At 73.3% G+C, this 25,365-nt stretch carries 25 protein-coding genes; 15 read left to right on the top strand and 10 right to left on the bottom strand.

The annotated features are described in order from the left end of the window. Positions 1 to 6: 6 nt before the first annotated feature. Positions 7 to 510 carry a DUF4019 domain-containing protein gene (locus tag LUTJ29_RS0109070; RefSeq protein ID WP_027072244.1) on the bottom strand — a complete coding sequence of 168 codons (504 nt, stop codon included), beginning with the start codon at positions 508 to 510 and terminating at the stop codon, positions 7 to 9. A 167-nt stretch (positions 511 to 677) separates the two neighbouring features. Here LUTJ29_RS0109070 and LUTJ29_RS0109065 point away from each other — a divergent pair, with 167 nt between their 5' ends. Beyond that, a complete protein-coding gene (locus tag LUTJ29_RS0109065; RefSeq protein WP_027072243.1) occupies positions 678 to 1,232 on the top strand; it encodes a LemA family protein in 555 nt (184 codons plus the stop codon). Then, positions 1,229 to 2,968, top strand: coding sequence for a DUF2207 domain-containing protein (locus tag LUTJ29_RS0109060; RefSeq protein WP_027072242.1), 1,740 nt, complete (start codon positions 1,229 to 1,231; stop codon positions 2,966 to 2,968). The genes LUTJ29_RS0109065 and LUTJ29_RS0109060 overlap by 4 nt, the downstream gene beginning before the upstream one ends. Before the next feature lie 6 nt (positions 2,969 to 2,974). Here LUTJ29_RS0109060 and soxR read toward each other — a convergent pair whose 3' ends face one another. Beyond that, positions 2,975 to 3,430: a redox-sensitive transcriptional activator SoxR gene (gene soxR, locus LUTJ29_RS0109055; RefSeq protein ID WP_027072241.1), complete on the bottom strand. Its 456-nt coding sequence runs from the start codon at positions 3,428 to 3,430 to the stop codon at positions 2,975 to 2,977. A 121-nt stretch (positions 3,431 to 3,551) separates the two neighbouring features. Here soxR and LUTJ29_RS0109050 point away from each other — a divergent pair, with 121 nt between their 5' ends. Further along, positions 3,552 to 4,493 (top strand): alcohol dehydrogenase catalytic domain-containing protein, encoded by a 942-nt coding sequence (locus LUTJ29_RS0109050; RefSeq protein WP_051322877.1) that lies wholly within the window; start codon positions 3,552 to 3,554, stop codon positions 4,491 to 4,493. Between the two features lie 77 nt (positions 4,494 to 4,570). Further along, positions 4,571 to 6,424: an ABC transporter ATP-binding protein gene (locus LUTJ29_RS0109045; protein ID WP_051322876.1), complete on the top strand. Its 1,854-nt coding sequence runs from the start codon at positions 4,571 to 4,573 to the stop codon at positions 6,422 to 6,424. Positions 6,425 to 6,428: 4 nt separating this feature from the next. Here the strand turns inward: LUTJ29_RS0109045 and LUTJ29_RS16895 are convergent, their stop codons facing one another. Next, a complete protein-coding gene (locus tag LUTJ29_RS16895) occupies positions 6,429 to 7,577 on the bottom strand; it encodes a hypothetical protein (protein ID WP_084524809.1) in 1,149 nt (382 codons plus the stop codon). A 255-nt stretch (positions 7,578 to 7,832) separates the two neighbouring features. On the opposite strand from LUTJ29_RS16895, the gene LUTJ29_RS0109035 reads away from it, so the two are divergent. The 4 genes from LUTJ29_RS0109035 (at position 7,833) to LUTJ29_RS16890 (ending at position 11,451) form a co-directional block, all read left to right on the top strand. Further along, a complete protein-coding gene (locus LUTJ29_RS0109035) occupies positions 7,833 to 8,192 on the top strand; it encodes a DUF1428 domain-containing protein (protein ID WP_027072238.1) in 360 nt (119 codons plus the stop codon). 410 nt (positions 8,193 to 8,602) lie between these two features. Next, positions 8,603 to 8,779: a hypothetical protein gene (locus LUTJ29_RS18645; protein WP_198012666.1), complete on the top strand. Its 177-nt coding sequence runs from the start codon at positions 8,603 to 8,605 to the stop codon at positions 8,777 to 8,779. A gap of 88 nt (positions 8,780 to 8,867) precedes the next feature. After that, the gene (locus LUTJ29_RS0109025; RefSeq protein WP_027072237.1) at positions 8,868 to 9,188 is read left to right on the top strand and encodes a hypothetical protein; all 321 of its coding nucleotides are present in this window, start codon (positions 8,868 to 8,870) and stop codon (positions 9,186 to 9,188) included. Between the two features lie 403 nt (positions 9,189 to 9,591). Then, positions 9,592 to 11,451: an FUSC family protein gene (locus tag LUTJ29_RS16890; protein ID WP_084524808.1), complete on the top strand. Its 1,860-nt coding sequence runs from the start codon at positions 9,592 to 9,594 to the stop codon at positions 11,449 to 11,451. A 15-nt stretch (positions 11,452 to 11,466) separates the two neighbouring features. On the opposite strand, the gene hutU is transcribed toward LUTJ29_RS16890, so the two are convergent. After that, a complete protein-coding gene (gene hutU, locus LUTJ29_RS0109015) occupies positions 11,467 to 13,137 on the bottom strand; it encodes a urocanate hydratase (protein ID WP_027072236.1) in 1,671 nt (556 codons plus the stop codon). A gap of 150 nt (positions 13,138 to 13,287) precedes the next feature. On the opposite strand from hutU, the gene LUTJ29_RS0109005 reads away from it, so the two are divergent. Continuing rightward, a complete protein-coding gene (locus LUTJ29_RS0109005) occupies positions 13,288 to 13,869 on the top strand; it encodes a TetR/AcrR family transcriptional regulator (RefSeq protein WP_027072234.1) in 582 nt (193 codons plus the stop codon). A 137-nt stretch (positions 13,870 to 14,006) separates the two neighbouring features. Continuing rightward, positions 14,007 to 14,138 carry a hypothetical protein gene (locus tag LUTJ29_RS19115; protein WP_255327208.1) on the top strand — a complete coding sequence of 44 codons (132 nt, stop codon included), beginning with the start codon at positions 14,007 to 14,009 and terminating at the stop codon, positions 14,136 to 14,138. Between the two features lie 25 nt (positions 14,139 to 14,163). Here the strand turns inward: LUTJ29_RS19115 and LUTJ29_RS16885 are convergent, their stop codons facing one another. Next, positions 14,164 to 14,496 carry a hypothetical protein gene (locus LUTJ29_RS16885; protein WP_043741001.1) on the bottom strand — a complete coding sequence of 111 codons (333 nt, stop codon included), beginning with the start codon at positions 14,494 to 14,496 and terminating at the stop codon, positions 14,164 to 14,166. A gap of 163 nt (positions 14,497 to 14,659) precedes the next feature. Between LUTJ29_RS16885 and LUTJ29_RS16880 the strand changes: the two genes are divergently transcribed. Genes LUTJ29_RS16880 through LUTJ29_RS0108980 form a run of 3 tightly spaced genes read left to right on the top strand, consistent with a single transcriptional unit; the run spans position 14,660 to position 18,053 of the window. Continuing rightward, the gene (locus LUTJ29_RS16880; RefSeq protein WP_051322875.1) at positions 14,660 to 15,946 is read left to right on the top strand and encodes an ectonucleotide pyrophosphatase/phosphodiesterase; all 1,287 of its coding nucleotides are present in this window, start codon (positions 14,660 to 14,662) and stop codon (positions 15,944 to 15,946) included. A gap of 50 nt (positions 15,947 to 15,996) precedes the next feature. Further along, positions 15,997 to 17,541 (top strand): AlkA N-terminal domain-containing protein, encoded by a 1,545-nt coding sequence (locus LUTJ29_RS0108985; RefSeq protein ID WP_027072233.1) that lies wholly within the window; start codon positions 15,997 to 15,999, stop codon positions 17,539 to 17,541. After that, entirely contained in the window at positions 17,538 to 18,053 is a 516-nt protein-coding gene (locus LUTJ29_RS0108980; protein ID WP_027072232.1) for a methylated-DNA--[protein]-cysteine S-methyltransferase, read from the top strand. The genes LUTJ29_RS0108985 and LUTJ29_RS0108980 overlap by 4 nt, the downstream gene beginning before the upstream one ends. Before the next feature lie 21 nt (positions 18,054 to 18,074). Here the strand turns inward: LUTJ29_RS0108980 and ubiM are convergent, their stop codons facing one another. After that, positions 18,075 to 19,247 (bottom strand): 5-demethoxyubiquinol-8 5-hydroxylase UbiM, encoded by a 1,173-nt coding sequence (gene ubiM, locus LUTJ29_RS0108975; protein WP_027072231.1) that lies wholly within the window; start codon positions 19,245 to 19,247, stop codon positions 18,075 to 18,077. Positions 19,248 to 19,343: 96 nt separating this feature from the next. Next, complete coding sequence (locus LUTJ29_RS16875; RefSeq protein WP_051322874.1) at positions 19,344 to 20,594, bottom strand: formimidoylglutamate deiminase; 1,251 nt, start codon at positions 20,592 to 20,594, stop codon at positions 19,344 to 19,346. Between the two features lie 148 nt (positions 20,595 to 20,742). Between LUTJ29_RS16875 and hutI the strand changes: the two genes are divergently transcribed. Both hutI and LUTJ29_RS0108960 read left to right on the top strand, forming a co-directional pair. After that, the gene (gene hutI / locus LUTJ29_RS0108965; protein ID WP_027072230.1) at positions 20,743 to 21,963 is read left to right on the top strand and encodes an imidazolonepropionase; all 1,221 of its coding nucleotides are present in this window, start codon (positions 20,743 to 20,745) and stop codon (positions 21,961 to 21,963) included. A gap of 23 nt (positions 21,964 to 21,986) precedes the next feature. Further along, entirely contained in the window at positions 21,987 to 23,201 is a 1,215-nt protein-coding gene (locus LUTJ29_RS0108960) for a dipeptidase (protein ID WP_027072229.1), read from the top strand. Positions 23,202 to 23,208: 7 nt separating this feature from the next. On the opposite strand, the gene LUTJ29_RS0108955 is transcribed toward LUTJ29_RS0108960, so the two are convergent. The 3 genes from LUTJ29_RS0108955 to LUTJ29_RS0108945 form a co-directional block, all read right to left on the bottom strand. Then, positions 23,209 to 24,396: a GNAT family N-acetyltransferase gene (locus LUTJ29_RS0108955; protein WP_084524806.1), complete on the bottom strand. Its 1,188-nt coding sequence runs from the start codon at positions 24,394 to 24,396 to the stop codon at positions 23,209 to 23,211. Between the two features lie 220 nt (positions 24,397 to 24,616). Continuing rightward, the gene (locus tag LUTJ29_RS0108950; protein WP_027072227.1) at positions 24,617 to 24,802 is read right to left on the bottom strand and encodes a 30S ribosomal protein THX; all 186 of its coding nucleotides are present in this window, start codon (positions 24,800 to 24,802) and stop codon (positions 24,617 to 24,619) included. Between the two features lie 105 nt (positions 24,803 to 24,907). Then, the gene (locus tag LUTJ29_RS0108945; protein WP_027072226.1) at positions 24,908 to 25,318 is read right to left on the bottom strand and encodes a MerC domain-containing protein; all 411 of its coding nucleotides are present in this window, start codon (positions 25,316 to 25,318) and stop codon (positions 24,908 to 24,910) included. Between the last annotated feature and the right edge of the window lie 47 nt (positions 25,319 to 25,365).

Below are 25,365 nucleotides of genomic sequence, written 5' to 3'. Positions count from 1 at the left end.
CGCGGGTCAGCGCAGGCTGTAGCCGGACACCCGCCAGACCCGGTCCTCGTCGAGGCGGAACGAGACCAGCTCGCGCACCGGCTCCGGATGGTTGGCGAACTTCGTCGCCGAGCGCACGTTGATGTACAGGCCTTCGGGCACCTGCTGGCCGGCGGGGAACAGCGAGCGGCTGACGTGGGCGTCGGAGCGCGAGGCGACCGCGCCGAGGCGGTTGCGGTCGATGGTGACCTGGCGGATGAAGTCGTCGCGCGTCACCATCCGCTTCATGGCCTCCGAGGCCCCGTCCCAGACCTCGCCGATGCGGTTCGCATCGACCAGCTGCATGACCTGCAGCGCCGCCCGGGTCATGTCGGCATCCTGCCGGGCCAGCGCGGCCTGCTGCTCGGGGGTCAGCTGCTCCATCGCCGGCTGCCCACCCGCCGGCGCGGGCTGGGCCGCGGGCTGCTGGGCGGCGGCACCGCCGCATAGGGCGACTGCCAGCAGGGTGGTGCACAGGCGCAGTCTGTCCATCGTCATTGCCTCCTCGGTCTGGTCGGTGGAGTGTAGCGGCCGCCGCCGCCGGATGCAGTGACGACCCGATGGAGCCCACCGGGCCCGATCCGCTACCCTGTCGGTCACGCCGCGCCGCCCGCAAGCGTCCGGTACGGTACACCCACCCGGGGGGAGAGCCGGACCCGATGAACGCGACCCTGCTGCTGGCCCTGCCCGTCGCCGCCGTGCTGGCGTGGTCGGTCGTCGCCTTCAACCGCCTGGTGCGCCTGCGCAACCAGGTGCGGACCGCCTGGGCCGACATCGACGTGCAGTTGCTCCGGCGCCACGACCTGGTGCCGGCCCTGGTGGCCGCGACGAAAGCCTACGCCGGGCATGAACGCGCGTTGCTCGAGGCGGTCACCGAACTGCGCGCGCGGGCCCTGGCCCAGGACAGCCGGCCGGGCCTGGCCGCGGTGGAGGACGAACTCGGGCAGGCGCTGGGCAGGCTGTTCGCGCTCAAGGAGGCCTACCCCGGCCTCAGGGCCAGCGAGAACTTCCTGCGCCTGCAGCAGGACCTGGTGGAGGTCGAGGAGCACCTGCAGTCCGCGCGCCGCTTCTACAACGGCGCGGTGCGCGACTACAACGACGCCACCCAGCGCGTGCCCGACCTGCTCGTCGCGCGCCTGGCCGGCTTCCGGCCCGAGGAATTCTTCGAGGCCGGCGAGTCGCAACGCGCCGCGGTGCGGGTGCAACTGCCATGAACGCGATGCGCTTCGCGCTGGGGACGCTGGCGTTGCTGTGCCTGCTCGCCTGGGCCGCGCCGGCGGCCGCGTTCGAGCGGATCGAGCGCTACGACGTGCGCATCGACGTGGCCGCCGACGGCAGCCTGGAGATCACCGAACGCATCCGCGTCCGCGCCGAGGGCACGCAGATCCGCCGCGGCATCTACCGGGATTTCCCCACCCGCTACCGCGACCGCTACGGCAACCGCGTGGTGGTCGGCTTCGAGGTGCTGGAGGTGCTGCGCGACGGCCGGCCCGAGCCCTGGTTCACCGAGCGGCGCGGCAACGGGGTGCGGGTGAACACCGGCAACGACGATTTCCTGCCCGTGCCCGCCACCTACACCTGGACCCTGCGCTACCGGACCACGCGCCAGCTCGGCTTTTTCGATACGCATGACGAGCTGTACTTCAACGCGATCGGCACCGGATGGGTATTCCCGATCCTGGCCGGCAGCGTCGAGGTGCGGCTGCCCGTGGCCGTGCCCTTGGAAGCGATGCACGCCGAGGCCTACACCGGCGCACAGGGCGCGACCGGCCGCGACTACGTGGTGGAAATCGCCCAGCCGGGCTTGGCGCGCTGGCGCACCACCCGCCCGCTCGGCCCGGGCGAGGGCATGGCGGTCGTCGTCGCCTTCCCCAAGGGCGTCGTGGCCGAACCCGACGCCGCGCAGAAGTGGCGCTGGCTGCTGGCCGACAACCGCGGCCCGCTGGTTGCCGCGTGCGGCCTGCTGGTACTGCTGGCCTGGTGCCTGGTGCGCTGGTGGCAGGTGGGACGCGATCCCCGGCCCGGCACGGTGGTGGTGCGCTACACGCCGCCGAAGGGGATCTCGCCTGCCGGGCTGCGCTACGTGCGCGAGATGGGCTACGACACCCGCTGCTTCACCGCGGACGCGCTCGCGCTCGCGGTCGACGGCGCGCTGCGGATCGAGCGCGACAAGGGCCTGCTCCGGGACGACTGGACCCTGCACCGCACCGGCGGCGCGGCCGCCGGGGACGACCGGACGGCGCTGCTCGGGGCCCTGTTCGAGCAGGGGTCCACGGTGGAGCTCGACAAGGCCAACGCCGTCCGCCTGCAGGGCGCGATCCGCCGCCATACCGATGCGCTCGCACGCAGGTTCAAGGGGACGATGTTCAACAACAACGGCGGCAGTTCCACGATCGCGCTGCTGCTCGCGATCGGCTTCTCGGTGCTGGCTTTCAAGCTCGGCGGCGGCGACGGCGTGCTGCTGACGCTGGTGCCGGTGGTGCTGATGGCCGCGGTCGCGCTGGTGTTCGCCTTCCTGGTGCGCGCGCCGACTCCCGAGGGCCGCAGGCTGCTGGACGAGATCGAGGGCCTGCGTCGCTATCTGGGCGTGGCCGAGCGCCAGGACCTGCAGCGCCTGCAGGCACCCGGCGAGCCCGAACCACCGCTCGACGCGCGGCGCTTCGAACGGCTGCTGCCCTATGCGGTGGCGCTGGACGTGGAGCAGGCCTGGACGAAGAAGTTCACCCTCGCGGTGGGCGCCGCGGCGGCCGCGGCCGCGACCGCGTCCATGGCCTGGTTCCAGGGCGGCCGGAACGGCATCGGCGACATCGGCAACTTCGCCTCGGCGCTGGGCAGCGGCCTGACCTCGCGCATCGCCTCGTCCTCGACGCCGCCAGGCAGCAGTTCGGGCAGTGGCGGCGGCGGGTTCTCCGGCGGCGGGGGCGGCGGGGGCGGCGGCGGCGGTCGCTGAGCCGCGTCAGTCGCGATCGAGCGTGTTCGCGCCCGGGCCCAGCCGCGCCATGCGGTCGCCGGGATTACGCAGCGGGCACTGCTTCAGCGACAGGCAGCCACAGCCGATGCAGCCGTCGAGCTCGTCGCGCAGGTGGACCAGGCGCGCGATCCTTGCATCGAGTTCCGCCCGCCAGCGCCGCGACAGCCGGCGCCAGTCGGCCACCGTGGGCGCGCGCCCGTCCGGCAGCGCCGACAGCGCCTCGCGGATCCGCGCCAGCGGGATGCCGGTGCGCTGCGCGACCTTGATCACCGCGATCCTCCGCAACACGTCGCGGGGATAGCGGCGCTGGTTGCCCGCGGTGCGCAGGCTGCGGATCAGTCCCTTCGCCTCGTAGAAGTGCAGCGCCGAGACCGCGACGCCGCTGCGCGCGGCGACCTCGCCCACCGTCAGCTCGCCCGCCACGCAGGACCGATGTGCCATGCCGTACCCCTTGACCTCAACATTACTTGAGGTTCTACCCTGCGACGCATCCCCGTTCAAGGCCCTCCGGATGCTTCCTGCCACGGCGCCCGCCGGCGCACTCCCCCGCACCATGCCCGCCATGGGATTCGACCGCCATGGCGCATCCGAACGCCCCGCGCTGCGCGAACTGCCGGTCCCCACGCCCGGCCCCGGACAGCTGCTGGTGCGCCTGCACGCGGCCGGCGTCGGGCACTGGGACCGGCTGGAGCGCGACAGGGTGTTCGCCCGTCGCTCCAGTCGTCCGGCGCGGTTCCCGCTGGTCACCGGCGCCGAGGGTGCCGGCGTGGTGGTCGCGGCCGGCCCCGGCGCGGGCGACTTCCAGGCCGGCGAGCGCGTCTACGGCCTGCTGCTCAGGCACGCGGGCGAGCCCGGCACCCACGCCGGCTTCGCCCTGTTCGAAGGGCGTCTCGCGCGCCGTGTCCCGCCATGGATATCGATGGACCAGGCGGCGGTGCTCCCGGTGGACGGCATGGTGGCGCTGCGGGGCCTGCGCGACGCGCTTGCCGCCGGTGCGCGCGACGCGCTGGTCGTGTTCGGCGCCAGCGGCGGCGTCGGGCATCTCGCCCTGCAGCTGGCGCGCGCCATGGGCCTGCGCACGCTCGCGATCGCGTCCGGTCCCGACGGCCTGCGCCTGGCCGCGCGCCTGCGCGCGGACGAGGTCGTCGACGGTCGCCGTCGCGGCTTCGAGCGCGAGGTCGCGCGGTTCGCCGGGACCCGTGCCCTGGCCCTGCTCACCGCGGGCGGCGAAGCGGCCGCGCGGGTCGTCGCGGCGATGCCCGCCGGTAGCCGTGTCGCCTGGCCCGAGGGCGTCGGCGTCGCGCCGGCGCCGCGCGGCGGCACCGGTCCCGGCGCCTACGCCACCCGGTTCGAACCCGCCCTGCTCGACGCGCTGCACGCCCATGCCATCGGCAACCGGCTGCTGCCGCATGTCTCGCGCCGCTTTCCGCTGCGCGCGCTCTCGCGGGCGTTCGACGCCATCGCCGAGCACCACCTGGGCCGCATCGCGGTGCTGACGGCATGAGCCGTTCCACCCGTGCCGCGGCTCCCGTCACCGACGATCGGCGACAATCCGGTCCCGACCCGCACGTGCCCCCCCACATGTACCGCTGGTTCGAATCCAGGCTCGACCCTTTCCCCGCCGACCCGCCGCGGCAGCCGCCGCGCTCGCTCTACGCCTTCTGCCGCCACTACACCCGCGGCGCCGAGCCCTGGCTGCTGCTGATGGCGTTCACCACCGCCGGCATCGCGATCGCCGAGCTGGCGCTGTACGCCTACGTCGGCTCGCTGGTCGACCGCCTCGGCAGCACCACCCCGGCCACGTTCCTCGACGCCGAGGGCGGGCGCCTGCTGTGGATGGGCGTGCTGGTGCTGCTGGCGCTGCCGGCGATGGTGCTGCTCAACTCGCTGGTCCAGCACCAGACCCTGCTCGGCAACTTCCCGATGCGGATCCGCTGGAACGTGCACCGTTACCTGCTGCGGCAGTCGATGGGCTACTTCCAGGACGAGTTCGCCGGCCGCATCGCGACCAAGCTGATGCAGACCTCGCTGGCGGTGCGCGAGACCGTGATCAAGCTGCTGGACATCGGCAACTACGTGCTGGTGTTCTTCGCCGGCACCCTGGCCGTGGCCGCCTCCTCGGACTGGCGGCTGATGCTGCCGTTCGCCGCCTGGATCGCCGGCTACTCGCTGCTGATGTGGCACTTCGTGCCGCGCATGGAGAAGATCTCGCGCGCCCAGGCCGACGCACGCTCGGTGATGACCGGCCGGGTCGTCGACAGCTACACCAACATCGCCACGGTCAAGCTGTTCTCCCACTCGCAGCGCGAGCAGGCCTACGCGCGCGAGGCGATGGACGGCTTCCTCGGGACCGTCTATCCGCAGATGCGCCTGGCCACGCGGGTGTACAGCCTGCTGTACGCGATGAACATGGCGCTGCTGTTCGCCACCGTGGCCCTGGGCCTGTGGCTGTGGCACGGCGGCGCGATCGGCGCCGGCGCGATCGCGGCGACGGTGGCCCTGGTGCTGCGCATCCTGGGCATGTCGCAGTGGATCATGTGGGAACTGTCGATGCTGTTCGAGAACATCGGCACCGTCCACGACGGGATCAACTCGATCTCGCTGCCGCCCACGGTCGACGACGCGCCGGGCGCACCGCCGCTGCCCCGCGTGCGCGGCGACATCCGCTTCGAAGGCGTCGGCTTCCACTACGGCAAGGCCGGCGGCGTGATCGACCACCTCGACCTGCACGTCCGGCCCGGCGAGAAGATCGGCGTGGTCGGGCGCTCGGGCGCCGGCAAGTCGACCCTGGTCAACCTGCTGCTGCGCTTCCACGACGTCGAGAGCGGGCGGATCCTGGTCGACGGCATCGACATCTCCACCGTGCAGCAGGATTCGCTGCGCGCGCAGATCGGCGTGGTCACCCAGGACACCTCGCTGCTGCACCGCTCGGTGCGCGAGAACATCCTGTACGGGCGTCCCGACGCGAGCGAGGAGGAGATGGTCGAGGCCGCGAAACAGGCCCGCGCCCACGACTTCATCCTCGAGCTGGTCGACAGCGAGGGCCGCCGCGGCTACGACGCGCACGTCGGCGAGCGCGGGGTGAAGCTGTCCGGCGGCCAGCGCCAGCGCATCGCGATCGCGCGGGTGCTGCTCAAGGACGCGCCGATCCTGGTCCTGGACGAGGCCACCTCGGCGCTGGACTCCGAGATCGAGGCCGCGATCCAGGAGAACCTCTACCGGCTCATGGAAGGCAAGACGGTGATCGCCATCGCCCACCGGCTCTCGACCATCGCGGCGATGGACCGCCTGATCGTGATGGAACAGGGCGCGATCGTCGAACAGGGCAGCCACGCCGAACTGGTCGCCGCGGGCGGACTGTACGCGCAGCTCTGGGAGCGGCAGTCGGGCGGGTTCCTCGGCTGCGCGGCGGACGAGGCGATCGAGGCCGGCTGACCGCTCAGTGGGCGCCGGCGTCGCCGCCCCGGCCGGCTCCGTCGTCGCGCGCCTCGCGCGGCCGCGGCGCGGCCTGCTCCGGGGTCTCGGCCGCCAGCAGCGCGTCGAACTCCGACAGCGGGCTTTCGGCCGGGCACACTTCGTCCGGGAACCTGTACTGCCTGCGCAGTTCCAGGCCGCAGGCGTTGAGCGTCTCCAGGTCCGTGCCCGGCGCCTTGCAGCTGGCGTCGAAGGCGCGCGCGAACGCGTCGCGGCGGACCACGAAATCCTCGCCGCACTTGCGCATCAGGCGCAGCCGGTCCAGATCGTCCTGGGCCGGGTTGATGCCGTCCAGCCCGTACAGGCCGAGCTCGCCGGCGGTGAGCAGCCGCAGCTTGCGGTTGGGTACCGCCATCATGATGTCGGCCATCGCGGTGGCGGCGCCGTTGCGCTCGAGGTAGTCGCGGACCCGGTCGTACACCGCGCGCAGTTCGCGGTTGAGTTCGGCGCGCGTGGTGGCGGTGGAACTCATCCGGATGATGCGGTGGATGCCCACCCGGCCGCTGATCATGCGCATGTCGCCGGCGGCGAGCACGAACACGCAGGCGCTGTGGCAGACCGCGCCCTCGCGCACCCAGATCGTCCAGCGCGACTCGGCGATGCCGTCGCCGGCGCGGATCGCGTCCTCGACCATGCCGCCGCTCGAATCGATGTCGAGCACGCGCTTGCCGATGTCCAGTTCTTCGGCCACGAGGGTCACCCGCCGCATCAGCTGGGTGAATCCGCCGTTGATCTTGCCCGCGTAGCGCAGGCGCAGCACGCCGCGCTCGGCGCAGGGCGCCAGCGCCGCGTCGAGGGCTTCGCGCTCGAGCGAGGGCAACGGCTCGCCGTCGCCGTGGCTGGCGTAGTCCAGTTCGCAGCTGATCGACGCGACGCCCGGGGCCAGGTCGACCGGCGCCCAGTCGATGCCGGGATCGTCGGGCTCGGGCTCGGGCTCGGGCTCGGCCGCCAGGCCGGCACCCTCCTCGTCGGCCAGCGGTACCGGCGCGGTGCTGACCGCGCCGCCTTCCTCGGCGCTCGCGACCGGCACGGTGCTGCCGGGCCGGTCGGGCTCTGGGGCGCTGCAACCAGGCAGCAGGCCCAGGAGACAGACGGCGGAAAGCAGGAGTCGCATCGGGTAGGCATCCGGGCGCGACGCGGCAGGCGTGGGCCGGCGCACCGCGCGTATGTGGGGCGTTCCAGTGTAGGCCGCGACCGCGCCTGGAACCTGACCTCAGGTGAACCGGACCGTTGCATGCCCGGCCGCGGCGTGCCCCGCGATGTCGAATCCGGGCCCGTTCGCCCGTCGCAGCCATGACGGACCGCCTTCGGCGTCCGTCGTCGCCGGCGCGGCCAATACGGCCCCCGGCCTCGCGCACAGGAGACAGCCATGCCGTACATCGACGGATTCGTGATCGCCGTTCCCACCGCCAACCGCGACGCGTTCATCGGGCACGCGCGCGCCATCGACCCGGTGTTCCTCGACGCTGGCGCCACCCGGGTGATCGAGGCCTGGGGCAACGACGTGCCGGAGGGCAGGCTCACCGACTTCCGGCGTGCGGTCCAGGCCACGCCCGACGAAACCGTGGTGTTCGCGTGGGTGGAGTGGCCCGACCGGGCCACTCGCGACGCGGGCAACCGCAAGGTGATGGAGGATCCGCGCATGTCCGGGGATGCCTCCTCGATGCCGTTCGACGGCAGGCGCATGATCTTCGGCGGCTTCGAGACCGTGCTCGAACTGCACCGCTAGCGGGTCGTCGCCGGCGCCTGCGCCGCGGCCGCCGGCGATGCGATCATGCCTCCCCGTGGCCGCCCGCCTGCGGATGGCGGCCGGGGACGCGCATGGCCGACGCCAGCCGGAAACGTGTCCGGACACTCCCGAAGCGGTTCGTGTACCCCTTCTTCGCGGTGCACATGGCCATGTTCGGCCTGTCGGGTTTCCTGATGGCCTACGGCCGGCAGACCCCCGGGCCTGGCCTTCCTGTACATGCACGGCGGCATCGCCATCGTCGTGTACCCGGCGTTCTGCGTGCAGATCTTCGGCCGCGACCAGGTGCACTGGATGTTCATCAACGCCGCGCTCGGCATCCTCGGCATCCATGCCGGATCGGCTGGATCCTCGAACGCTTCGACCGCCGCGTCGGGGACCACGCCTGGCCGGTGCACGTGGTGCAGATGCTGTACTACGTGCTCTACACCTTCCTGCTGCGCCAGTTCCTGATCGACGCCACCCGCAGCCGCGACCACCCGCGGCGGCGGACCGTGGTCGACGCGGTGTACGTGGTCGGCTCCGTGGTCGTGTACGGGTTGCTCCTGCTGCGCCATCGCGGCGCCTGACGCCGGCGCCCCGACCCTCCGGGGACCACGGTTGCGGCGCGGCCGTCGAAGCGAAACACTGGCGGCCACCGCCACCGGGGAGGCCGACATGGACCAGGGAACCGAGGAGTTCCGCCGTATCTTCCTGCCCTACTGCATCGAGCGCGTGGAGGGCCACGGGCACGTGGTGCTCAACCGCCTCTACAAGCCGCTGGGCATGCGCACCACCGGACACGTGGACTACGCGCCGCACGCGGTGAAGCTGGTCGGGCTGACGCCGGCCAAGGCCGAACTGCTCAGCCATGCCCGGAGCCAGGACACCGACCGGATCCACCTGTACTCGGACGCGACCGCGCCGACCCGCAGCCCGGCGGACTGGGACGCGTACCAGCGCCGCCTGCAGCTGCTGGCGACGCTGGAGCTCCAGTAGCGAGCGGACCGCCGCAGGGCCGGAGCGGCCGGCGGTCAGCCGATGCGGAACAGTGGGTGCCCGGCGCGGATCTGGCGCCACGGGCTGCTCAGGTAGCGTCCGGGGGTATAGAGGGGGCGGGGGGACGGGTGCGCGGGCGCGGCGGGAAGCCTGGGCGCCTCCGGTGCCGGGGGTCGCGCCACCGGGCGTGGATTGTGCCGCGCGGCGGGGGCAGGCACGCGCGCCCTGGGGCGATGGCGGCGGCTGATGAGGGTCAGGACGGAACGCTTCAGATTGTTAATCTTGTCCTCCATAATTGTAGGAATTACAACGCGTTGCGTGTTAAATCATACCAGAGTCCGGAATTTTTTGCTGCGCCGCAGTAAAGGACGCTGAACGCCACGTGGGCCGCTACGATGGCCCGATGCCTGCGGCCCTTCCTCCCGCCCCGGACCCACCTCCTGCCCCGACCCCGAGGCAGGTCCTGCGGACCCTGCGCCATGTCCGGCCGGGGCCGCCGCTGCGCTGGGCGTTCGCGCTGCGCGCGGCCCTCGCGATGGGAATCCCGGTCGCGGCCGGCGTGTGGACCGGCCACCCCTCCGCCGGCCTCATGGCCACGCTCGGCGCGTTCACCGCGCTCTACGGTGGCGGGCGCCCCTACGCGTCGCGGGCGATCGCCCTGGCGCTGGTCGCCTGCGCATTCGCCGCGGCGGTGATGTTCGGACTCTGGCTCGAAGGCCGGCCCTGGCTGGTGGTCCCGGCCCTGGCCGCGGTCGCGATGCTGGCGACCTGGCTGTGCAATGCCGTGCGCCTGGGACCGCCGGGCGCCTACATGTTCGTGCTCGCCTGCGCGGCCGGCACCGCGCTGCCCGTCGGCGACCTGTCGCATGCGCAGGCGGGCCTGCTGGTCCTGGCCGGAGGCGCGGTGGCCTGGGGGCTGCACACCGCGGGCGCGCTGGTCCAGCTGCGCGGTCCCGAGCGCCGCGCGGTGGCGGCCGCCGGCCGCGCCGTCGCCGCCTGCATCCAGGCCGGCCCCGGCCATCCCGGAGCGCGCCGCGCGGCGGCACAGGCGTTGCTCGACAGCTGGCAGATGCTGGTCGGCTTCCAGCCCATCCCGGCGCGCAGGGGCGGCGAGCTCGAACGCCTGCGCGCGGTCAATCGCGACCTGCACCTGGTGTTCGCCAGCGCCATCGATCCGTCGGCCACGCCGGCCGACCGCGATGCCCTGCTCGAGCGGGCGCGCGCCCTCACCGCGGAGGCCGGCAAGCCGGCGATCGCGCGGCCGCGCGGCCTGGCGCAGGACGAGCTGCCGCACGGCTATCCGCGCGCATGGGCGCTGTTGCGCGAAGCCCTCGCCCCCGGTTCGAACGCACTGCGTGTGGTGCTGCGCGTCGGCCTGGCCACGATGCTCGCGGGCGCGCTGGCGGCGTCGTTCGAGCTGGGGCGCGCCTACTGGGCGATCGCCGCGGCGCTGCTGATGCTCCACCAGGGCTTCGACTGGCCCCGCACCGTGCAGCGCAGCGCCGAGCGCACGCTCGGCACCTGGGCGGGCCTGCTGCTCGCCGGCGCGATCCTGTGGTGGCGCCCGGAGGGCGCGTGGCTGGTGCTGGTGGTCATGGCGCTGCAGTTCGTGATCGAGATGATCGTCGTCCGCCACTACGCGCTCGCGGTGGTCTTCATTACCGGCGTGGCGCTGACCATCGCCAGCGGCGGCCATCGTGTCGACGATGTCGCCGGCCTGCTGCTCGCGCGCGGTGTCGACACCCTGCTCGGCTGCGCCTGCGCGCTGGCCGCCTTCCGGCTGCTGCCGCCCAGGGCCGACGACCGCACGCTCGGCGACGGCATCGCCCACGCGCTGTTCGCGGTGCGCGATACCTGCGGCGTGCTGGCGGCCGGCAACGTGTCGTCTCCCGCGGCGCGCACGGTCCGTCGCGACCTGCAACGGCGCGTGTTCGAACTCGAACAGCGCCTGGACGACGCGCTGGCCGGGTCGCGCGCCCAGCGCGACGCTGCGGAGCGACTCTGGCCCGCGGTGGCGGTCTGCCTGCGCCTGGCCTACCGCGTGCTCGCCGCGTGCTGGGAGGTCGAGCGCAACGGCACCGCAACGGCGCCCGACGCGACGCCGCTGCAACCGGGCGACATGCCCCGCGTCGCGGCCACGCTGGAAGCGCTGGCCCGGGCCTGGCGCGAATTCGGCCCGCCCCCGCCGCCGACGCCATTGCCGCCGCTGCTGCGGGAGGACGTCGACGACCTGCGCCGGATCCTTGGCGGGGGCCTGGACTGAGGCCGGCGCGCGTGCTCAGCCCAGCATCGGCAGCTTCAGCCCCTGCTCCTTCGCGCACTGCACGGCGATGTCGTAACCGGCGTCGGCATGGCGCATCACCCCGCTGCCCGGGTCGTTCCACAGCACGCGGGCGATGCGGCGGTCGGCCGCCTCGCTTCCGTCGCAGACGATCACCACCCCGGCGTGCTGCGAGTAACCCATGCCCACGCCGCCGCCATGGTGCAGGCTCACCCACGTGGCGCCGCCGGCGACGTTGAGCATGGCGTTGAGCAGCGGCCAGTCGGACACCGCGTCGCTGCCGTCGCGCATCGCCTCGGTTTCGCGGTTGGGACTGGCCACGCTGCCCGAATCCAGGTGGTCGCGGCCGATCACGATGGGCGCCTTCAGTTCGCCCTTGCGCACCATCTCGTTGAATGCAAGGCCGAGGCGGTGGCGCTGGCCCAGGCCGACCCAGCAGATGCGCGCCGGCAGGCCCTGGAAGCTGATCCGCTCGCGCGCCATGTCCAGCCAGTTGTGCAGGTGCGGGTCGTCGGGGATCAGCTCCTTGACCTTGGCATCGGTGCGATGGATGTCCTCCGGGTCGCCGCTCAGCGCCACCCAGCGGAACGGGCCGACGCCGCGGCAGAACAGCGGCCGCACGTAGGCCGGCACGAAACCGGGGAAGTCGAAGGCGTTGGCGCAGCCTTCGTCCTTGGCCATCTGGCGGATGTTGTTGCCGTAGTCCACGGTCGGGATGCCCTGGGCGTGGAAGGCGAGCATCGCCTCGACGTGCACGCGCATCGACTTGCGCGCCGCGTCGCCCACGCGCGCCGGGTCGGTCTTCTGCAGGTCCAGCCACTGCCCCACGGTCCAGCCGATCGGCAGGTAGCCGTGGACCGGGTCGTGGGCGCTGGTCTGGTCGGTCACGCAGTCCGGGCGCACGCCGCGGCGCACCAGTTCGGGCAGGATCTCGGCCGCGTTGCCCAGCAGCGCCACCGACTTCGCCTCGCCCGCCACGGTGTAGCGGCGGATGCGCGCCAGCGCGTCGTCCAGGTCGCTGGCCTGCTCGTCGACGTAGTGCGTGCGCAGGCGGAAGTCGATCGCCTCCTGGCGGCATTCGATGGTCAGCGAACAGGCGCCGGCGAGCGAGGCCGCCAGCGGCTGCGCGCCGCCCATGCCACCCAGGCCCGCGGTCAGGATCCACCGGCCGCGCAGGTTGCCGCCGTAGTGCTGGCGGCCCATCTCGACGAAGGTCTCGTAGGTGCCCTGCACGATGCCCTGCGAGCCGATGTAGATCCACGAGCCCGCGGTCATCTGGCCGTACATCATCAGGCCCTTGCGGTCGAGCTCGTTGAAGTGTTCCCAGTTGGCCCAGGCCGGCACCAGGTTGGAATTGGCGATCAGCACCCGCGGCGCGTCGGGATGGGTCGGGAACACGCCCACCGGCTTGCCCGACTGCACCAGCAGGGTCTCGTCGTCGCCGAGCGTGCGCAGGGCGTCGAGGATGGCGTCGAAGCAGGCCCAGTCGCGCGCGGCGCGGCCGATGCCGCCGTACACCACCAGGTCCTGCGGGCGCTCGGCTACGTCCGGATCGAGGTTGTTCTGCAGCATCCGGTACGCGGCCTCGGTGAGCCAGCTGCGGCAGTGCAGGGCGGTGCCGCGCGGCGCGCGGACCTCACGGGACGGGTCATGGCGGGGGCTGGTCATGGCAACTCCGGGAAAACGTGCGAATGCAGCCGGAAAGTGTGCGCCGGCGGCGCGGGCCCCGCCAGCCGCGCACCCTGCCCCGGCAGGGGGAAACCGGCCGACACGGGGCGCGATTGCACCCGGAACCCGGCCGTCGTATACAGGGTATACATGAGCCGCCCGCCCACCGCCCGGCGCATCCTCGCCGCCGCGCGCGCCCTGCTCGAACGCGAAGGGCCCGGGGCGGTCACCATGCGGCGCGTGGCCGAGGCGGCCGGGATCACCCCGATGGCGATCTACCGCCACTTTCCCAGCCGCGACGCGCTGCTCAAGCGCATCGGCGACGACAGTTTCCAGGAGATCGCCCGCCACTGGGCCGCGCGCAAGTCGGGCGGCGATCCGCTGGCGCAGCTGGTGGCGATCCAGATGATCTACCTCGACTACGCGCTGGCGCATCCGCACCTGTTCGACTACGCGTTCTCGGTGCGCCGCGACGACGCCCGCCGCTTTCCCGAGGATTTCCGCGCCCGCCGTTCGCCCACGCTCAACGTGGTCCACGACGCGGTGGTCGACGCGCAGGCGCGCGGCGTGCTGCGCGACGGGGACCCGTGGGACATCGCGATGACGCTCTGGGCGCATTCGCACGGCCTGGTCGCGCTCTACCGCGCCGGGCGCTTCAGCTACGACGACCGCCGCTTCCAGGCGTTCTACAAGGCTTCGCTGGGGAGACTGCTCGATGGACTCAAGGCCTGACCCGCGCACCGCCCTCGTCGCGGCCGCGTGCACCGTGCTCGCGGCCGCCGCCTGGTGGGCCGGCTCCGGTCAGCGACGACCGCGGACGGATCATCGCCGAGGCCTCGGCCGTCGGGACGCAGGGACCGGTTTCACTGGTGGCCGAAGTGCCGCTGCGCGACACCCGCGCGCCCTACCGGCTGTGGGGCGATGCCTTCGGCCTCGCCTGCCTCGCACTGTCGGCGCTGCTGGCGGCGAGCCTGCCGCTCCTCCGCGCACCGCGACGCTGACGCGCGGTGCGCGGCGACGCCGGGATCAGCGGATCGAGGGATCCAGCCGGCGCAGCGCGTCGCGCAGGTCCGCCGACCCGCTCTCTTCGATGTCCTTGCGGGTATAGACGCGCCCCGAGGCGCTGACGCACTCCTGCTCGTCGCTGCGGTTGCGGTTGCGGGTGGCGACGATGCGCGAACCGGTCTCGCGGATGCAGAAGCGGTCCTGCGGGTCGCTCTTGCGGACGGCGGCCCTGCCCTCCTCCTCCGGTTCCTCGTCCTGGGCGAGCGCGACCGCCGGCAGGGCGAGCGACAACAGCCCGGCGGCGAGGCCGGCGAGCAGGACGCGGTTGGCGTAGTGGCGCGGGGAGATGGTCATGGGGGTACCTCGGCACGGATCGGCCAACACTGGCCAACGACCCAACATACGCCCGCCCGGCGCCGAATCAAGCAGCGCGGTCGCTTGGTTCAGAGCCCTGTCAGCGTCTTCGACCCGCCAGGCGGCGCGGGGCGATCGCGTGCGCACGCCTTATCATGGCGGGATGAGAACCGCCTGGCGCCTGTCGGTGGCGGCGTGGCTGCTGTGGCTGGCGGCCTGCGCCCACCCCCTTCCCCACGCTCCCGCCCCCGACGACGCCGCCACCGGGCCACGCAGCCTGCTGCTGGTGTCGCTCGATGGCGTACATCCCGACGACCTGGCACGCGGGGACACGCCGAACATCGACCGGCTTGCGCGCGAAGGCGTGCATGCACGCTGGATGAGCCCGTCCTATCCGGCGCTCACCTTCCCCAACCACTACACGATCGTCACCGGGCTGCGGCCGGACCGCCACGGCATCGTCCACAACACCATGTCCGACCCGGACCTCGGGCGGTTCACGCTGAAGATGCGCGACGCGGTCGGCGACGGCCGCTGGTGGGGCGGCGAGCCGCTGTGGGTGACCGCCGAGCGCGCCGGACTGCGCACCGCGGCGCTCGCGTGGCCCGGGAGCGAGGCCGCGGTGCAGGGCGTGCGCCCGGACCGGTGGTTCCTGTTCGACGAGACCCGGCCCATCGACGAGCGCATCCGCACCGTCGCCGGCTGGCTGTCGGAACCGGAGGACACGCGCCCGCGCCTGGCGCTGCTGTACTTCGAGCACCCCGACGGCGCGGCGCACGCGCATGGACCGGGTTCGCCGCAGCTGCGCGCGGCGATGCGCGAGGTGGATGCGGCGATCGGCCGGCTGCTCGACGAACTCGGACGCAGCGGCGCGGCGGCGCGCACCGACATCGTGATCGTGTCCGACCACGGGATGGCCGAGGTCCCCGCGGGACAGGTGGTCGCGATCGAGGACATGGTCGACCCGGCCGATGCGGTGCTGGTCAGCGCCGGCCAGGTGCTGGGGTTCCGGCCGCAGGCCGGCCGCGAAGCGGATGCCGAACGCCGGCTGCTCGGCCGTCACGCGCACTGGCAGTGCTGGCGCAGGCACGAATTGCCCGCACGCTGGCACTACGGCCGCCATCCGCGGGTCCCGCCGATCGTGTGCCAGATGGATCCGGGCTGGGACGCGCTGCCACGCGAGCATATCGCGCGGCGGCCGCCAGGGACCCGCGGTTCGCATGGCTACGATCCGGCGGATCCGTCGATGCGCGCGGTGTTCGTCGCCGGCGGTCCTTCGTTCAGGCGCGGGGTCGCGCTGCCGCCCATCGACAACGTCGACGTGTATCCGCTGCTGGCGCGCCTGCTCGGCCTGCAGCCGGTCGGCGACGACGGCGATCCCCGCGCCCTGCTGCCGGCGCTGCGCGAGCCAGGAGAGGTGGCGGACGGCACCGGCACGCCCGCGCATTGATGTCCGGAAACGGCCAGTCCGGCGCCACCCCCGGCGCTAGACTGGCTCCCATGTCGACCCCCGCGCTCCCCGATCCGCCGATCTGCGAACAGGCGCGCCTGAGCCGCGACGCGCGGTTCGACGGGCTGTTCTTCACCGCGGTCGCGACCACCGGGATCTACTGCCGGCCCACCTGCCCGGCGCCGCCGGCGAAGTCGCGCAACGTGCGCTATTTCGCCAGCGCCGCGGCGGCCGAGGCCGCCGGGTTCCGGCCGTGCCTGCGTTGCCGCCCCGAGCTCTCGCCGGCGGACGGCAGCTGGCGTCGCGGCGACGGCACCCTGGCGCGTGCGCTGCGGCTGATCGACGAGGGCTTCCTGTCCGACGCGCCGCTGTCGGCGCTGGCGGCGCGCGTGCACGTGGGCGAACGCCAGCTGCGCCGCCTGTTCAGCGAACGCCTCGGCGCACCGCCGATCGGGGTGCACGGCACCCGCCGCCTGCTGTTCGCGCGCCAGCTGCTCACCCAGACCACGCTGCCGGTCACGCAGGTGGCGATGGCCGCCGGCTTCGGCAGCCTGCGCCGCTTCAACGCCTGTTTCCGCGAAGCCTACGGGATGGCGCCGCGCGAACTGCGGCGGCGGCCGGAGGCGGGCGACGGCGAGGCGGTCACCCTGCGCCTGGCCTACCGGCCACCGTACGACTTCGCCGCCAGCCTCGACTTCCTGCGCCAGCGCGCGCTGCCGGGCGTCGAACGCGTCGACGACGACAGCTACGCGCGCGCCTTCGCCGACGCCGGCGAAACCGGCTGGTTCCGCGTCAGCCGCTGGTCGCGTGGCGCGGACGGGGACGAGCATGCGCTGAAGCTCGAGCTGCACGGCTGCGCCCCGTCGCGGATGCTGGCGACGGTGGAGCGGGTGCGCCGCATGTTCGACCTCGACGCCGATCCGCAGGCGATCGCCGCCGTGCTCTCGCGCGACGCCGCGCTGCGTCCGCTGCTGCGCCGGCGCCCGGGCCTGCGCCTGCCCGGCGGCTGGGACGGATTCGAGACCGCGGTGCGCGCCGTACTCGGGCAGCAGGTGAGCGTCCCCGCCGCACGCACCCTCGCCGCGCGCCTGGCCCGCCTGCACGGCACCGCGTTGCCGCCGGCGCTCGCGGCGTCGGGCCTGGAATGCCTGTTCCCGGGACCAGCGCAGATCGCCGGCGCCGACCTGTCCGGCCTCGGCGTGCCGGACGCACGCGCCCGCACCATCCGCGCGATCGCGCGCGCGCTGCTCGACGGCCAGGTCGATTTCAGCGCGGCCCGCACGCTGGAGGACTTCGTCGGGACCTGGACCTCGCTGCCCGGCATCGGTCCCTGGACCGCGCACTACATCGCCATGCGCGCGCTCGGCCACCCCGACGCGTTCCCCGCCGGCGACCTGGTGCTGCAACGCCAGCTGCCCGCCGGCGACGACGTGCCTGCATCGCCCGCCGCGCGCGCGGCCGCGCTGGAACGGCGCTCGGGGGCGTGGCGGCCGTGGCGCGCCTACGCCGTCATCCACGCCTGGCGCGAAGCAGGCCTCGCCCCCGCGCAGCCGCAGCCGCGGCGCGTAGCCCGCCACAGGAGGAAAGCCGCGTGAACGTCCTCACCACCATCATCGACAGCCCGGTCGGCCCGCTGTCCATCGCCGCCGACGACACCGCCCTGCGCGCGATCGAGTTCCAGCGCAACCGCCATCCCGTGCGCCGCGGCGACGACTGGCGCGAAGGCGACAGCCCGCTGCTGCGGCGCGCGCGCCGGCAGCTGGAGGAGTATTTCGCCGGACGCAGGCGCGTCTTCGAGCTGCCGCTCGCGCCACGGGGCACAGCGTTCCAGTGCGCCGTGTGGAACGCGCTGGCCACGATTCCGTACGGCGCGACGATCAGTTACGCCGAGCTGGCCTCGCGGGTCGGACGCCCCGCCGCGGTGCGCGCGGTCGGCGCCGCCAACGGCCGCAACCCGCTGCCGATCGTGCTGCCCTGCCATCGCGTGATCGGGGCCGACGGCTCGCTCACCGGCTTCGGTGGTGGTCTGCCGGCCAAACAGTACCTGCTCAAGCTCGAAGGCGCGCTGCCGGAGGCGTTCGACCTGTTCCCGATGGCGGTCGCCTGACCGGCCTCCGGGCCGGGCCGCCTACGCCGCCTGGGTCAGCCGACCCGCGATCGCCCGGCGCAGCGGCGGCAGCCGGTTGACGGTACCCAGGATCGCCGCGCGCAGGCCGCGCACGGGCATGCGGTCGTCGGTGAACACCCGCACGACCAGGCGCGTGCCGGCGTACATCGGCCAGGCCGCGGCGCGGTGGCGGCGGTCGTAGCGCGCCAGGACCTCGGCGGCGCCGATGTCCGCGCCCCTGCGATGGGCCTCCAGGACGACCTCGGCCAGCGTCGCCTGGCCCTGCAGGCCGAGGTTGAAGCCGTGCGCGGTGACCGGATGCATGCCGACCGCGGCGTCGCCCACCAGCGCCGCACCGGGTACGCAGAAGCGGTCGGCGAATACCGACACCAGCGGATACACGTGGCGCGTCCCCTGCGCCCGGATCGCGCCGACCTCGCCGCGGAAGCGCCGCTCCATCTCCGCGCCGAACGCCGCGTCGTCCATCGCCACGATCCGCGCCATGTCGGCGGGCGGAAGCGTGAGCACCACCGAGGCGCGGTCGCCGTTGAGCGGTAGCAGCGCGAGCGTCTGTCCGTAGCCGAACCACTCCCAGGCCACGTGCCGGTGCGGCCGTTCGATCGCGACCCGGGCGACCAGCATCTGCCGGCCGTGGTCGCGCGAGCGCGCGCCGATCCCCAGCATCCGCCGCACCTGCGAGAAGCGGCTGTCGGCCGCGACCAGCAGGCGCGCCTGCACGGTGCCGCCGTCCTCGAGCGCCAGCCCCATCCCGCCGGACTGGCGTGAAACGCCGGCCACGCCCCGCCCAGCCAGCAGCTGCACGTCCGGCTGCGTCGCGACCAGGTCGTATGCAGCGCGGCGGATCAGGTGGTTGGGCACCAGCCAGCCGAGCTGGCCACTGCGTCCGTCGGCCGCGCTGACGTCCAGCCCGGCGGCGGCCTCGCCGTTGCTCACCCGCGCATCGCGCAGCACCGACACCTCGTCCGGATCGAAGCGCTGCCACAGGCCGAGCCGCTCGAGGATCGCGCGCGAGGCATGGGTCAGGGCGATCTCGCGGCCGTCGAAGGCGGGTCCGGCGATCGCTTCGGGCGGCTGCCGCTCGACCACCGCCACCGACAGCCCGCTGCCCGCCAGCGAGCGGGCGAAGCAGAGCCCGGCGGGCCCCGCGCCGACGATCGCGACATCCACCTTCATGCACCCACCTCCACTTGCCCGCGACGGCGGAAGGGTCGCCCGCCGGCCGTGGGTGCCGCATTGATCCAGGTCAGGCGCGCATCGCCGCGCCGCCCCTCAGTCCCGCAACAGCGCCTGCACCGTCGCCGCGTAGCGCGCCGCGATTTCGCCGCGCCGCGGATGCCGGCCGTCCGCGACCACCTGCCGGCCGGCCACGTGCACGTCGCGCACCATCGGCACATTGCCGGCGAAGATCCAGCGTTCGGCCACGTCGCCGGCATGCGCGGCGGCCAGTGCGGGCGCGTCCGCGTCGAGCACGACCAGGTCCCCTTCGAGGCGGTCGAAGCCGGTCGCCTGCGCGCGGCTGGCCAGCACGCCGCGCAGCAGGGTCGTGCCCACGCCCGGCGAATCCGGCGCCACCGCGATGTTGCGCCGGCGCGTCGCCAGCCGCTGGCCGTATTCCAGCCAGCGCAGTTCCTCGACCGGCGACACGGACACGTGCGAGTCCGAGCCGATGCCCCAGGCCCCGCCCGCGTCGAGGTATTCGCGCAGACGGAACAGCCCGTCGCCGAGGTTCGCCTCCGTGGTCGGGCAGATCGCCACGGTCGCACCGGCTCCGGCGATGTCGCGCACTTCGCCGTCGTTGAGGTGGGTCGCGTGGACCAGGGTCCAGCGCGCGTCGACCCGGACGTTGCGCACCAGCCATTCGACCGGCCGCAGCTCGCGCATCGCCAGGCAGTCCTGGACCTCGCCCACCTGCTCGGCGATGTGGATGTGGATCGGCACGTCCGGCGGCAGCGCGGCGAGCACCGCGCGCATCGCGGCCTCCGGGACCGCGCGCAGGCTGTGCAGGGCGCAGCCCACGCGCAACAGCTCGTCGGACTGCGCATGCAGCGCCTCGAACAGCCGCAGGTAGCCATCGACGTCGTTGCCGAAGCGCCGCTGGCGTTCCCCCAGCGGGCGCCCGTCGAAACCGCCGGTCATGTAGAGCACCGGCAGCAGGGTCAGGCGGATGCCGGTGTCGCGCGCCGCGGCGACCAGCGCGTCGGACATCGCCGTGGGCGTGGCGTAGGGACGGCCGTCCGGCGCGTGGTGCAGGTAGTGGAACTCGCACACCGAGGTATAGCCGGCCTCGAGCATCTCGACGTACAGCTGCGAGGCGACCGCGTGCAGCGCGTCCGGATCGAATCGCGCGGCCATCCGGTACATCGTCTCGCGCCAGGTCCAGAACGAGTCGGCGGGGTCGGTCTGGCGCTCGGCCAGCCCGGCCATGGCGCGCTGGAACGCATGCGAATGCAGGTTGGCGATGCCGGGCAGTTGCCAGCCCGAGGCGGTGCGCTGGATCGGGAGCGGGACGGAGGCGGGCATCGACGGACCGGGGGCGACGGGAGTGGGTTAGGCTACCTTGCCGTGATGTCCCTTTCATCGGGTGCCGCCATGCTCGAAGCGCCATCGACGATGCCGCCGGCCGCTGCGCGCGCGCGCTTCCCCGGCCCGCGCGATGCGGGAGCGCGCGATGCCTGAGATCTGGGACGGCGTGCTGGTCGGGGCCGGACTGGCCACGCTCGGGGGCGACGCGGGCTGGGGCGCGATCGAGGACGGCGCGCTGGGCTGGCGCGACGGACGCATCGTCTTCGCCGGACCGCGCGCCGACCTGCCCGGGGATCCGGAACGCCTGGCCGACCACGTGGTGGACGGCGGCGGCGGCTGGGTCACGCCCGGCCTGGTGGACTGCCATACCCACCTGGTGTTCGGCGGCAACCGGGCCGCCGAGTTCGAGCAACGCCTGCATGGCGCCAGCTACGAGGAGATCGCGCGCAGCGGCGGCGGCATCGTCTCCACCGTGCGCGCCACCCGCGAGGCCGACGAGGAATCGTTGTTCGCGCAGTCGCTGCCGCGTGCGCGCGCACTGCTGGCCGACGGCGCGACGACGCTCGAGATCAAGTCCGGCTACGGCCTGGACCTGGACGCGGAGCGCAGGATGCTGCGGGTCGCGCGCCGGATCGGCCAGTCGCTGGGCGTCGACGTGCGCACCACCTTCCTCGGAGCCCACGCCCTGCCGCCCGAATACGCCGGTCGCGCGGACGCCTACATCGACGCGGTGTGCGAATGGCTGCCGGTGCTGCATGGCGAAGGCCTGGTCGACGCGGTCGATGCCTTCGCCGAGCGCATCGGGTTCAGCACCGCCCAGGCGCGCCGCGTGTTCGAGGCCGCGCGCGCGCTGGGCCTGCCCGTGAAGCTGCACGCCGACCAGCTCAGCGACGGCGGCGGCGCGGCCCTGGTGGCGGAGTTCGGCGGGCTTTCCGCGGACCACGTCGAATACACCTCCGCCGCAGGCGTCGCGGCGATGGCCGGTGCCGGCACGGTGGCGGTGCTGCTGCCGGGCGCCTTCCACGTCCTGCGCGAGACGCGGCTGCCGCCGATCGCGGAATTCCGCGCCCAGGGCGTTCCGATGGCGGTCGCGACCGACTGCAACCCGGGCACCTCGCCGTTGCTGTCGCTGCGCCAGGCGATGCAGCTGGCCTGCACCCATTTCGCGCTCACGCCCGAAGAGGCGCTGCGCGGCGCCACCGTGCACGCGGCGAAGGCGCTGGGCCTGGACGACCGCGGCGTCCTCGCCGTGGGCAAGCGCGCCGACTTCGTCTGCTGGGACATCGGCCATCCCGCCGAGCTGTGCTACTGGCTCGGCGGCCGGCTGGCCCGCCTCGTCCATGCGGCAGGCCAGCGCCTGTCGTGATCCCGTCCACCCCGGAGTCCCCCATGCCCCTGCCCGCCCGCCTCGTCCTCGCCCTTGTCCTGGCGTCCGCCTTGTCCGGCGTACACGCGGACGACGACGCGCTCGCCCGCGCGCGCGCGCTTGCCCGCGACGCGGTGATCGTCGACACCCACATCGACGCGCCGGGCATGCTGGCCCACGCCTGGGCCGACCTCGGCGAAGCCGCGCCCGACCGCGAGTTCGACTGGCCGAGGGCGCGCGAGGGCGGCCTGGACGTCGCCTTCATGTCGATCTACACCTCGGCGCGCGAGGACCGCGAGGGCAAGGCGCGCCAGTCGGCGCACGCGCAGATCGACGCGGTCGAGGCGCTGGTGCATCGCCACCCCGACCGCTTCGCGATCCTCACCTCGCCGCGCGATGTGGAGCGCCTGCGCGCCGGCGGCCGCGTGCTGCTGCCCATGGGCATGGAGAACGCCGCGCCGATCGGCGACGACCTCTCCCTGGTGCGGGTCTTCTTCGACCGCGGCATCCGCTACATCACCCTCGCCCACAGCGCCGCCAACCGCGTCGCGGATTCCTCCTACGGCGTGGAGCGCAGGTGGAACGGGCTGAGCCCGTTCGGACGCGAGCTCGTGGCGGAGATGAACCGGCTCGGCATCATGGTCGACGTCTCCCACGTCTCCGACGCGGCGGCGGCGGAAGCGATCGCGCTGAGCCGGGTGCCGGTGATCGCCAGCCATTCGGCCTTCCGCCACTTCACCCCGGGCTTCGAGCGCAACATCAGCGACGAGCTGGCGAAGGCCATCGCAGCGCGCGGCGGCGTGGTCCAGGTTCCGTTCGGAACCGCATTCGTCAACCCGCAGGCCGCCAGCGACCTGCAGGCGAAGTACCGCGCCCGCGCCGCGCTTGACGCGCGCAACGCCGCCGCCGCGGCGGAAGGCAGGGCGCTGGAAGACGCGCGGGCGTTCGAGGAAGCCTGGGACCGCGACCATCCCACGCCCCGGACCCCGCTGTCGGCGGTGCTCGACCAGATCGACCACGGCGTGCGCCTGCTGGGCATCGACCACGTCGGCCTGGGGTCGGACTTCGACGGCGTCGGCGGGGAACTCGCCGACGGGCTGCGCTCGGTCGCCGACTTCCCCAACCTGGTGGCGGGCCTGCAGGCGCGCGGCTATTCCGACGCCGACATCCGCAAGATCCTCGGCGGCAACCTGCTGCGGGTCTGGGCCGAAGTCGAGGCGGGCGCCACGGCGCGCTGACGCGCGCTCAGGCCACGAGGGTTTCTGCGAGGGGCGTCCCCAGCGAGCGGCGCGCCAGCAGGCGCGTCACCGCACCCTCCAATGCCAGCCGCACGCCGGCCCGGCGCACGTCGATCCAGTGCATCCGCGTCGCGCCGGTGCTGAGCCTGCGCTTGTAGTCCTGGTCGCCGGCCAGGAACTCGAACAGGTCCCAACCCTGCCCGAGGCCGTGTTCGACCACGGCGTGCACCGCGGCGATGCCGGGACTGTCGTAGCGCGGCAGCGCGCCGTAGTTGAATCCGGAATTGTAGTAGTAGCAGCCGCCTCGCCAGTGGAAGGCGTAGAGGTAGCCGACCACGAGGTCGCCCGCGGTCACCCGCAGCAGTCGGGCGAAGCCGCTGGCGGCATGGTCGCGGAGCATGCGTTCGTGGAACGCGCGGAAGAAGGGACTCGCGAACGAGCCCGGTTGGCCGCGCGACTCCCAGCGCCGCTCGTGCAGGATGCGCAACTCGCCGAGCCACTCGATCGCGCGTCCGGAATCGCCGGCCTCTTCGACGCGCAGGGGTCCGAGCGCGCCGTAGGCGCGGCGCACCTGGGCGAGGTTGGCCCGGGCCTTCTTCGACAGGTGCTGCAGGTAGTCCCGGCCGGACGCCCGGATCGCCGCGAGGTCCACGTGGTAGGCAGGCCGTTCGGCGATGCAGTAGGCGCGCAGCCCCTCCGGCAGCGCGCGCTGGATCAGTTCCGCGTGCGCGGTGGCCGAGACCTGGATGCGGCGCCAGCTGCGACAGCGCGTGGCCACCGCCTCGAAGAAGGCCGCGTATCCCGCGCGCTCGTGGCCGCGGCGCAGCAACAGTCCGACGTACTCCGGCGTGACCTCGTCGATCCCGGGATCGCCCGTCTCCAGCAGGTACAGGGACTGCGCACCGAACAGGCGCAGCAGCGAACGCTCCGGCGTCCGGACCAGCAGGCCCAGCGCAAGCAGGCCCTCGGCGTCGTGCACGCGGCAGGCGACCGGCCGCACGCCGTCCGGCAGGCAGCGCAGCCAGGTCGATACCCAGGTCCAGCTGGTGAACGGCGACCCGTCGGACCTCGCCTCGAGCCAGGCCCAGTCATCCGCCAGCCCGTCGTACGCCTCGACATCCAGGAACTCGACTTGAGGGGCGATGGGTCCGGCTCCACGGCTTCGCAGGTACCCACTCCAACGCGAAACGGGCATCGATCCGGACAGCAGGGGGCTCCGTGAAGGGGCCTGCGTTCAGCGCGCGCGGGCCGCGCCGGATGCAGGCGGCCTGCCCGACGCCCGCTCCGCCATCATCCGCGCGTCCGTCCGGCCCCTTGCCCGCGCAGGCGACCGCCGCCCGCGATCCGCCGACCGGACCGCGGGCATGAAAAAGCCCCGCAATGCGGGGCTCTTTCCGGTCACGACGGGAACCGGATCACTCGCCCTTGGCAGCGACCTTCTTCACCGCCTTGCGGACCGGCGCCTTGGCCGGGGCCCTGGCGGCCTTCGCGACCGGCGCGGCGGCGCTGCCGCTGGCCTTGGCCACGGCCTTCGGACGCGCCTTGCCGTAACTGGAGATGTAGCGCTTGCCCTTGGCCGTCTTGCGGTCGCCCTTGCCCATCGTCGTGCTCCTGGATGCTTGGAATTCGGCAGAAAGAAATACGGCCCCGGGGGCCGCCGCGCACTGGCGCGAGGCCGCGGATTCTAGCATGCGGCCCCGCCGCCCTCAGTGCGCGCAGCTGGCGTCGTGGACGTGGCCGTGGTTCAGGCGCAGGTTCACCAGGTGGCCGAGGCCGACCAGGGTCCCGCCGAACGTCATCGCCACCGCATGCGGGACCACCGACTCGTGCAGCGGCGCGTAGAGCACGCCCGCCCAGAGTACCAGCAGTCCGGGCAGCAGCAGCCCGAGCGCGCGCAGGGCGCGGTGGCGGCGGTAGCCCCAGAGCAGGCTGGACGCACCCAGCAGCGAAGCGAACACCACGAAGCCCAGCTCCAACCCGTCGCCGAGCCACATCGCCAGGCCGAGCGAAGGCAGCGCGGCGATCGCCAGCGGCAGCAGCGCGCAGTGCGCCGCGCAGGCCAGCGAGCCTGCGGCGCCGAAGCGGTCGAGCCATCGATGGCGGTGGTGGTGGGGCATGACGGAAGACGGGTTGACAGCGGCGGGCGACTGGAATCGTAATAGTA

The organism is Luteimonas sp. J29, from assembly GCF_000472505.1.
Classification (GTDB): Bacteria; Pseudomonadota; Gammaproteobacteria; order Xanthomonadales; family Xanthomonadaceae; genus Luteimonas.
Note: the sequence above shows the minus strand (reverse complement) of the source record. Positions and strands in the feature narration are given on the sequence as shown.

Excerpts from the sequence above, each read along its gene's own strand:
- LUTJ29_RS0108950 (WP_027072227.1), bottom strand. The coding sequence starts at position 24,802 with ATGGGCAAGGGCGACCGCAAGACGGCCAAGGGCAAGCGCTACATCTCC.
- LUTJ29_RS0109005 (WP_027072234.1), top strand. The coding sequence starts at position 13,288 with ATGAGCCGCCCGCCCACCGCCCGGCGCATCCTCGCCGCCGCGCGCGCC.
- LUTJ29_RS0109035 (WP_027072238.1), top strand. The coding sequence starts at position 7,833 with ATGCCGTACATCGACGGATTCGTGATCGCCGTTCCCACCGCCAACCGC.
- hutI (WP_027072230.1), top strand. The coding sequence starts at position 20,743 with ATGCCTGAGATCTGGGACGGCGTGCTGGTCGGGGCCGGACTGGCCACG.
- LUTJ29_RS0109050 (WP_051322877.1), top strand. The coding sequence starts at position 3,552 with ATGGGATTCGACCGCCATGGCGCATCCGAACGCCCCGCGCTGCGCGAA.
- LUTJ29_RS0109045 (WP_051322876.1), top strand. The coding sequence starts at position 4,571 with ATGTACCGCTGGTTCGAATCCAGGCTCGACCCTTTCCCCGCCGACCCG.
- LUTJ29_RS0109065 (WP_027072243.1), top strand. The coding sequence starts at position 678 with ATGAACGCGACCCTGCTGCTGGCCCTGCCCGTCGCCGCCGTGCTGGCG.
- LUTJ29_RS0109025 (WP_027072237.1), top strand. The coding sequence starts at position 8,868 with ATGGACCAGGGAACCGAGGAGTTCCGCCGTATCTTCCTGCCCTACTGC.
- LUTJ29_RS0108955 (WP_084524806.1), bottom strand. The coding sequence starts at position 24,396 with ATGCCCGTTTCGCGTTGGAGTGGGTACCTGCGAAGCCGTGGAGCCGGA.
- soxR (WP_027072241.1), bottom strand. The coding sequence starts at position 3,430 with ATGGCACATCGGTCCTGCGTGGCGGGCGAGCTGACGGTGGGCGAGGTC.
- LUTJ29_RS16880 (WP_051322875.1), top strand. The coding sequence starts at position 14,660 with ATGAGAACCGCCTGGCGCCTGTCGGTGGCGGCGTGGCTGCTGTGGCTG.
- LUTJ29_RS0109070 (WP_027072244.1), bottom strand. The coding sequence starts at position 510 with ATGGACAGACTGCGCCTGTGCACCACCCTGCTGGCAGTCGCCCTATGC.
- LUTJ29_RS16895 (WP_084524809.1), bottom strand. The coding sequence starts at position 7,577 with ATGCGACTCCTGCTTTCCGCCGTCTGTCTCCTGGGCCTGCTGCCTGGT.
- LUTJ29_RS16885 (WP_043741001.1), bottom strand. The coding sequence starts at position 14,496 with ATGACCATCTCCCCGCGCCACTACGCCAACCGCGTCCTGCTCGCCGGC.
- LUTJ29_RS0108960 (WP_027072229.1), top strand. The coding sequence starts at position 21,987 with ATGCCCCTGCCCGCCCGCCTCGTCCTCGCCCTTGTCCTGGCGTCCGCC.
- hutU (WP_027072236.1), bottom strand. The coding sequence starts at position 13,137 with ATGACCAGCCCCCGCCATGACCCGTCCCGTGAGGTCCGCGCGCCGCGC.
- LUTJ29_RS0108985 (WP_027072233.1), top strand. The coding sequence starts at position 15,997 with ATGTCGACCCCCGCGCTCCCCGATCCGCCGATCTGCGAACAGGCGCGC.
- ubiM (WP_027072231.1), bottom strand. The coding sequence starts at position 19,247 with ATGAAGGTGGATGTCGCGATCGTCGGCGCGGGGCCCGCCGGGCTCTGC.
- LUTJ29_RS16890 (WP_084524808.1), top strand. The coding sequence starts at position 9,592 with ATGCCTGCGGCCCTTCCTCCCGCCCCGGACCCACCTCCTGCCCCGACC.
- LUTJ29_RS16875 (WP_051322874.1), bottom strand. The coding sequence starts at position 20,594 with ATGCCCGCCTCCGTCCCGCTCCCGATCCAGCGCACCGCCTCGGGCTGG.
- LUTJ29_RS0108945 (WP_027072226.1), bottom strand. The coding sequence starts at position 25,318 with ATGCCCCACCACCACCGCCATCGATGGCTCGACCGCTTCGGCGCCGCA.
- LUTJ29_RS0109060 (WP_027072242.1), top strand. The coding sequence starts at position 1,229 with ATGAACGCGATGCGCTTCGCGCTGGGGACGCTGGCGTTGCTGTGCCTG.